At 63.1% G+C, this 7,701-nt stretch carries 5 protein-coding genes and 1 riboswitch; of the genes, 4 read left to right on the top strand and 1 reads right to left on the bottom strand.

Going from position 1 to position 7,701, the window contains the following annotated elements; translation table 11 throughout:
* Nucleotides 1-243: 243 nt before the first annotated feature.
* Nucleotides 244-1,746 (bottom strand): PKD domain-containing protein, encoded by a 1,503-nt coding sequence (locus tag CKO40_RS18015; protein WP_200347839.1) that lies wholly within the window; start codon nucleotides 1,744-1,746, stop codon nucleotides 244-246.
* Between the two features lie 56 nt (nucleotides 1,747-1,802).
* Nucleotides 1,803-1,896: riboswitch (cyclic di-GMP riboswitch) on the bottom strand.
* Nucleotides 1,897-1,978: 82 nt separating this feature from the next.
* Here CKO40_RS18015 and CKO40_RS18020 point away from each other — a divergent pair.
* The 4 genes from CKO40_RS18020 (at nucleotide 1,979) to CKO40_RS18035 (ending at nucleotide 7,270) form a co-directional block, all read left to right on the top strand.
* Nucleotides 1,979-2,356, top strand: a complete 378-nt coding sequence (locus CKO40_RS18020; RefSeq protein ID WP_338074214.1) for a cysteine-rich small domain-containing protein — start codon at nucleotides 1,979-1,981, stop codon at nucleotides 2,354-2,356.
* Nucleotides 2,357-2,756: 400 nt separating this feature from the next.
* Nucleotides 2,757-6,578 (top strand): methionine synthase, encoded by a 3,822-nt coding sequence (gene metH, locus CKO40_RS18025; RefSeq protein ID WP_200347840.1) that lies wholly within the window; start codon nucleotides 2,757-2,759, stop codon nucleotides 6,576-6,578.
* A gap of 50 nt (nucleotides 6,579-6,628) precedes the next feature.
* A complete protein-coding gene (locus CKO40_RS18030; protein ID WP_200347841.1) occupies nucleotides 6,629-6,886 on the top strand; it encodes a hypothetical protein in 258 nt (85 codons plus the stop codon).
* 36 nt (nucleotides 6,887-6,922) lie between these two features.
* The gene (locus tag CKO40_RS18035) at nucleotides 6,923-7,270 is read left to right on the top strand and encodes a hypothetical protein (RefSeq protein ID WP_200347842.1); all 348 of its coding nucleotides are present in this window, start codon (nucleotides 6,923-6,925) and stop codon (nucleotides 7,268-7,270) included.
* Nucleotides 7,271-7,701: the final 431 nt, after the last annotated feature.

The raw sequence follows: 7,701 nt of genomic DNA on the forward strand, positions 1-7,701 counted from the left end.
CTTGATCGGCCATCGAAGTGAGCCCTATATCAAAAAGGCGGCGAGGGGGTTCGACGCCACCTCGCGCGCGAAGTACTGACTTGATGTCCTTGATCATTGCCTGGCTCAGTACCTGGCTTGGCGGTCACCAATGAAATACTAAGAGCCGTAAAAGCAGAGACTTGCCTTGCCGCTCTTGGTCCAGCCGCTTCAGCTGGACCAAGGTGTCATCAAGCGGACTTGAGCGTCCGTGATAGAAAGGTCTCACTCACCAATTGCGAGGTAGCCAACGACCTCTGATGCATGCCAGGTTTCTTCGTCTTTCGACTGCTCCTCTTGCACCCACACTTGCACCGAATTCACATCTTTGTTTCTCCAACGTATGTTTGCGGTATTCCACCCATCGGTGGTTTGCATCTCCGCTAGAAGGGTCGGTGGTGCTGTGAATGTCTCTGCGGTTGCTGCGCACTGATCTGAGAACCAGAATTCTGTTGGGGTATGGGTTATGTTGTCCGATGTCTTGCGGGCTACGATCTGAAGCCCGTTCAGTTCGCCACAGAAGCCTTCCAAGGCAACATAGGCGACCATTTCGCTCCCATGGTCCATCTCATTGTTTTCCTCGCTTTGCAGCATTAACCTGAAGCTAGTTGGGTCGATGTTCCGAACTCGGGTGGTGACGGCGCTAGCATCGTTATAGGTGGCAACGGTGCTCAGGACGATCGGGGTTGTAGAAAAGGGCGCCAAGAAGCTTCCGGTTTGCGAGGTGTTACCGCTGCCTACGGGAATCTCATCGGCCTCTAGCCAAGCGCCGTTAGGCAACTGATGGCTGCCGCGCTCGACGACGAGGTAACCGACGTTTTCGGTGGCGTGCCAGCCGTCGAGGTAATTCCATTCTTGTAGGCGGATGGAGAAACCGGTCTGGTCGACGCCGTCGATCCGAACCGTGACCGGTTGGACACCGTTGTAGCTCACCGAGGTGGCGACGACAACGGGGTCGGTAAACGCCTGCTCAAACTGCACGCGCTTCCAGTCGTGGTTTACAGCGACCTCGCCAGCCTCCAACGGGAAGTCGGTCTGAGAGACCAGGGAGTCATCATTTGTGTCTGAGTCGCCACCATCGCTTGAGCTGTCGTTCCCACCTGTAGTGGAGTCCGAGGTCGAGTCGGTGATGGTAATCAGTCCTGACTTGGTCTGGGTGCTTGTGCCGCCTGGGCCGGTAACGGTGAGGCTGACGCTGTAGGTGCCAGCGCTCTCAAAGCGATGCACTGCGGTGCCGGCAGTGCTTGTGTTGCCGTCGCCGAAGTCCCACTGATAACTCTGAATCTCGCCGTCTGAGCTGTCATCGAAGGTGACGGTCAACGGTGCCACACCGCTGGTCGTGCTGACGGTGAAGTCGGCGACCGGTGCGGCGTGGTCGACGGTCGTTGAGAGCTCTTCGGAGAAGTCACTGCAGGTCGTGCCGGTCTCGTCGCAGGCCTTGGCCGCGAAGTAGTAGGTCTCGCCAACAGTGAGCTGCTCGACCGTTGCGCTGGTGGCGGTTGTCTGTTGGCTCGACTGATACTGGCCGGACTGGGTGCCCCAGTGGACCTCGTAGAAGGCGACCCGGGGGTCGTTAACCGGGTCCCACTCGAGGGCGACGGTATTCGCTGAGGCCTCGACGCCGAGGGCGAGGGTGGTGAGGCCGAGCGCCGTGCAGATAAAAGGGGTTGAACGATGGAGTGACTGGCTTGAGAGAAGGGCGGACCGACGAGCATATCGCGTAGACATTTCAGTACCTCGCTAGTTGGTCCCGAAGAACCCGCACCCAGCGAGGTGCTGCAGCCTTCGGCAGCCCTGCTGCCGTATTCCGGTGTGAATCGGAACTTAGGCCAGAGGCTTTGCGGCCCGCCCTTTCGAGACGGTGTGCCTTTGTCGTTTTGCAGGTGGAAGACTAGCGGTTTGGGCGGATGCCTGTTGTGATGCGGTTCAGAAAACTGTCCGCTAGGCTGATCGTAGAGAGGTGACCGAGCCCGTCATGGAGCCGAAAGACCTGACGAAAAACCAAGGATTCAAGGGGTTTACGAACACGGACTGTCCGTTTCTCCCTTGTCATCCTGGGGTCAAGCGAGAATTCAACTGCCTTTTCTGTTATTGTCCGCTTATCGCGTACGAGTGCCCCGGGCCCTATGAGGTCTTCACTGATGCCAACGGCGTCACACGGAAGGACTGCTCGGCCTGTACGCTTCCCCATGACGGCTATCAGGCGTCGTGGGCCTTCATCCAAAAGTGGCTGGCGAAGCCGGTCGTCTGGGACGGCCATCCGCAGCAGGAACGCTACCTGCGCAAGGCTCGCCGAACGCCAGAGCAGTCATCGGGGTCGACCGAGGCTGAGAGCTGACGCGGTGCGGCTCCGGCGGCGCCGGTCTCGATCGCAACCCATGTCGACGTGATCGGGGCGTCGCCAAGACCGAACGGTCGCGCTGCGAGCGACCAACCCAAAAGCCGAACCGCCAGCGCTGCGCCGAATCCGATGATCGGGCCCGAGCGCTGAGCCCCACCGCGAACAAGCCGTCGAGTGCCGATGTCTGCCTGCCGGGGCCATGTGCCGGATTGCCCCGAGGCCGTGTTGTTGCGCCGGGCGTCAGCGAGCGAAGCCTGACGCCGCGGGCGCCGCCGCGCCGACGTGGAGATGGGGACCTGCCGCTGATGCGCGGCGGATCGCAGCCTGAGTGGGCCGGATGCGCGGCGCCTGGCTGCTGCCCCCGTCAAGTCGAAACCAGACGAAGACATAGAGTGTTATGAGTGAGCGAACCAACCTCCTGAAGCAACGCCTCGAGCAGACCATCCTGATCCTCGACGGTGCCATGGGCACCATGATCCAGCGCCGCAGCCTCGAGGAGTCCGACTACCGCGGCGAGCGCTTCAAGGATTGGCCCAGCGACCTCAAGGGCAACAACGATCTGCTGGTGCTGACCCGGCCCGATCTGATCGCCGACATCCACGGCGAGTACCTGGCCGCCGGCGCCGACATCATCGAGGCCAACACCTTCAACGCGACCCGCATCGCGATGGCCGACTACGGGATGGAGGAACTCTCCTACGAGATCAACGTCGAGGCCGCGCGCCTGGCCCGTAAGATGGCCGATGGTTACTCGACCCCCGAGAAGCCGCGCTTCGTCGCCGGGATTCTCGGCCCGACCAACCGCACCGCGTCGATCTCGCCCGATGTCAACGACCCGGGCTTCCGCAACATCGATTTCGATACCCTGGTTGCGGCCTATGCCGAGTCGACCCGCGGGCTGATCGAGGGCGGCGCCGATATCCTGCTGGTCGAGACCGTGTTCGATACCCTCAACGCCAAGGCGGCGCTGTTCGCGGTCTGGAAGGTGTTCGACGAGGACGGCATCGAGCTGCCGATCATGATCTCGGGCACCATCACCGACCAGTCCGGCCGCACCCTGACCGGCCAGACCACCGAGGCCTTCTACAACTCGCTGCGCCATGCCCAGCCGCTGAGCATCGGCCTGAACTGCGCGCTCGGCCCGAAGGAGCTGCGGCCCTATGTCGAGGAGCTGTCGCGCATCGCCGAGTGCCAGGTGTCGGCGCATCCGAACGCCGGGCTGCCGAACGAGCTTGGCGGCTATGATCTCGGGCCGGAGGAGATGGCCGAGCATGTCGCCGAGTGGGCCGCGAGCGGCTTCCTGAACATCGTCGGCGGCTGCTGCGGCACTGGCCCCGAGCACATCGAGGCGATCGCCAAGGCGGTCGCCGGGATGACGCCGCGCGCGCAGCAGACGCTGGAGCCGGCGTGCCGGCTGTCCGGCCTCGAGCCGATGAACATCAGCCCTAAGCTCGGCTTCGTCAATGTCGGCGAGCGCACCAACGTGACCGGCTCGGCGCGCTTCAAGCGCCTGATCAAGGAGGACGATTACGACACCGCGCTGAGCGTGGCCTTGGATCAGGTCGAGGGCGGTGCCCAGGTCATCGACGTCAACATGGACGAGGGCCTGCTCGAGTCGGCCGAGGCGATGCACCGGTTCCTGAACCTGACCGCGGCCGAGCCCGATATCGCGCGGGTGCCGGTGATGATCGACTCCTCGAAGTGGGAGGTGATCGAGACCGGCCTCAAGTGCGTGCAGGGCAAGGCGATCGTCAACTCGATCTCGCTCAAGGAAGGCGAGGAGAAGTTCATCGAGCAGGCGCGGCTGTGCCGGCGCTATGGCGCGGCGGTGATCGTGATGGCCTTCGACGAGGTCGGTCAGGCCGACACCCAGGCGCGCAAGGTCGAGATCTGCACCCGCGCCTACAAGATCCTGACCGAGCAGCTCGGCTACCCGGCCGAGGACATCATCTTCGACCCGAACATCTTCGCGGTCGCGACCGGCATCGAGGAGCACAACAACTACGCGGTCGACTTCATCGAGGCGACCCGCGAGATCAAGCAGACGCTGCCGCATGCCAAGGTCTCGGGCGGCGTCTCCAACGTCTCGTTCTCGTTCCGCGGCAACAACCCGGTGCGCGAGGCGATCCATGCGGTGTTCCTGTACCACGCCATCAAGGCCGGGATGGACATGGGCATCGTCAACGCCGGCCAGCTGGCGATCTACGACGACCTGCCCGAAGAGCTGCGCGAGGCGGTCGAGGATGTGATCCTCAACCGCCGCGACGACTCGACCGAGCGCCTGCTCGATCTGGCGCCGAAGTACAAGGGCGACGGCTCCAGCGCCGAGAAGGCCGAGGACCTGGAATGGCGCAGCTGGGACGTCAACAAGCGGCTCGAGCACTCGCTGGTCAAGGGCATCACCGACTACATCGAGGATGACGTCGAAGAGGCCTATCAGGCCGCCGAGAAGCCGCTGCACGTGATCGAAGGCCCGCTGATGGACGGCATGAACGTCGTCGGCGACCTGTTCGGCGAGGGCAAGATGTTCCTGCCGCAGGTGGTCAAGTCGGCGCGCGTGATGAAGAAGGCGGTGGCCTACCTGTTCCCGTACCTGGAGGCCGAGAAGGAGGCCGCCGGCACCCAGGATCAGAGCAACGGCCGGTTCCTGATCGCCACCGTCAAGGGTGACGTCCACGACATCGGCAAGAACATCGTCGGCGTGGTGCTGCAGTGCAACAGCTACGATGTGATCGACCTCGGCGTCATGGTGCCGACCGAGACCATCCTGCAGCGGGCCAAGGAGGAGAAGGCCGATATCATCGGCCTGTCCGGGCTGATCACCCCCTCGCTCGACGAGATGGTCCATGTCGCCAAGGAGATGAAGCGCCAGGGCATGACCCAGCCGCTGCTGATCGGCGGCGCGACCACCTCGAAGGTGCACACCGCGGTGAAGATCGCGCCGCAGCGTGAGGAGCCGGTGATCTACGTGCCCGATGCGTCGCGCGCGGTTGGTGTGGTCTCGAACCTGCTCAGCCAGACCCTGCGCGATGACTACGTCAACGGCATCGTCGAGGAGTACGCCGAGGTGCGCGCCAAGCGCGAGGCCAAGGGCCAGGCGAGCAAGCTGATGGGCGTGGCCGAGGCGCGCGCGAACCGCACTGAGATCGATTGGGCCGGCTATGAGCCGCCGAAGCCGGCGATCCTGGCCGGCGATGGCGGGGCTGGTGAGTCCATCGCCGACGCGCTCGCGGCGGCGTTGCCAGGTCTCGCGGCCAAGGACATCAGGCTCGAGCGCGAGGGTGAGGCGGTGATCCTGACCGTCGACAACTATCCGCTCGACGATCTGGTGAATTACATCGACTGGACGCCGTTCTTCAAGGCCTGGGAGCTGGCCGGCAAGTATCCGGCGATCCTCGACGACGAGATCGTCGGCAAGGAGGCGCGGCAGCTGTTCGATGATGCGGTGCCGTTCCTGGAGCGGATGGTCAAGGAGCGCTGGCTGACCGCGCGCTGCGTCTGCGGCTTCTTCCCGGCCAACCGGGTCGGTGACGATGACATCGCGCTCTATTCGGACGAGGCGCGCAGTGAGGTCAGTGCGACGCTGCACATGATCCGCCAGCAGATGCAGCGCAGCGGCCAGAACAAGGGCAAGGCCGGCGCCCAGCAGCCGAACCTGAGCCTGGCCGACTATGTCGCGCCGGCCGATTCGCACAAGCGCGACTACGTCGGCGCCTTCGCGGTGACCACCGGCGTTGGCATCGACGAGCACATCGAGCGCTTCGAGGCCGACCACGACGACTACAGCTCGATCATGCTCAAGGCGCTGGCCGACCGTCTGGCCGAGGCCTTCGCCGAGCGGCTGCATCAGCTGGTGCGCACCGCGCTCTGGGGCTATGCAGCGGACGAGCAGCTCGACAACGATGCGCTGATCGCCGAGAAGTACCAGGGCATCCGCCCGGCGCCCGGCTATCCGGCCTGTCCGGACCACACCGAGAAGGGTACCCTGTGGGAGCTGTTGAAGCCGGACGAGCGCATCGGCCTGACGATCACCGAGAGCTATGCGATGCTGCCGACCGCGGCGGTCTCGGGCTGGTACTTCGCGCACCCGCAATCGCGTTACTTCGGCACTGGCAAGATCATGAAGGATCAGGTCGAGGACTATGCCAAGCGCAAGGGTCAGACCCTGGAGCAGGCCGAGCGCTGGCTGTCGCCGGTGCTGGGGTATGATCCGGAGTAAGGAACCGGAGTAGGAGCGGGTCCGATCAGCGTCGCATAAGGTAACCGACCATGACCGACAACATTGAGCATCTGATCTTGGAACAGTTTCGTGCTCTACGAAATCAGATCGGAAGTCTTCAAACGGAGATGCGCGATGAGTTTTCGGAGGTCAAGCATCGGCTGAACCGGCTCGAGACCTCGGTTGCTGGCGTGCGACGCGATGCAGCTGGACAGGCGGAAGACGTCGCGCTTCAGCAGGCGACGATCGATCGGCTCGTTGAGCGGATTCAGCGTATTGAGCAGCGTCTGGAGCTACGCGAGGGTTAGAAGGGCAGGCAGGATGGCGGGAGGCGCGCTGCGGCCATGAGCCAACAGCGGATCAAGGCGAGCGAGCTGCGTGACGATCTGTTACCCAAGCTCAGGGCGGTTGAGGCTGCGGTCGAGAGGACCTTGGCGGATCGCTTGCGGCTTTGCGCCGATGAGGAGGATCGGAAGCGCTTTCAGGGTCTGAAGAGCGAGTTCGAGCTCGAGATCATGATGATTCGGATGAACCTTCGTCACCTGCTCAGACGCGAGGCCTTGGTGCTTGAGCGCGTCTTTCAGGGGGACGACGCGGCGGGCGATAAGGTGCTGGTGCTCGATGAGCAGGAGGCGAGCGCGATCAAGCGAGCGCAGCTCCTGTTCCAGCGTTCCCAGGCGCTGCTCGGTTGAGCCTAGTGCATCGCGTCAGAAATGCCGAGACCCTTTTCCTGCCATCTGGCTTTCAGCGCTGTAGGAGCCCGCTTGCGGGCGACCATGTCTCTCAGCGCTGTAGGGACCCGTTTGCGGGCGAACAGGCCGCGCTCACGGCGGTGAAGATCGCCCGCAAGCGGGCTCCCACCGCACGATCATTGGCGGCAGCGACCATCGGTCTCGGGATTTCCGCTGTCTTGCACTAGGCGCTGATCGGCTTGCAGGCAGCAATTCCCGCCGCAAAAATATCTGCTTTAGAAACAATAAGTTGGCTTTGAGCCGAAAAAAATCTTTCGTAAACTTTTGAAGCCGAATCAGTATACTGCCACGACCTTCTCAAGCTGCGAGGCAGGTATTGATGAGTGGTCCGTTCTCACGCCAGCACCTCAGCGTCGCGGGACTGCTGCGCG

Origin of the sequence: Halochromatium glycolicum, from assembly GCF_016584085.1 — a bacterium.
GTDB lineage: Bacteria > Pseudomonadota > Gammaproteobacteria > Chromatiales > Chromatiaceae > Lamprobacter > Lamprobacter glycolicus.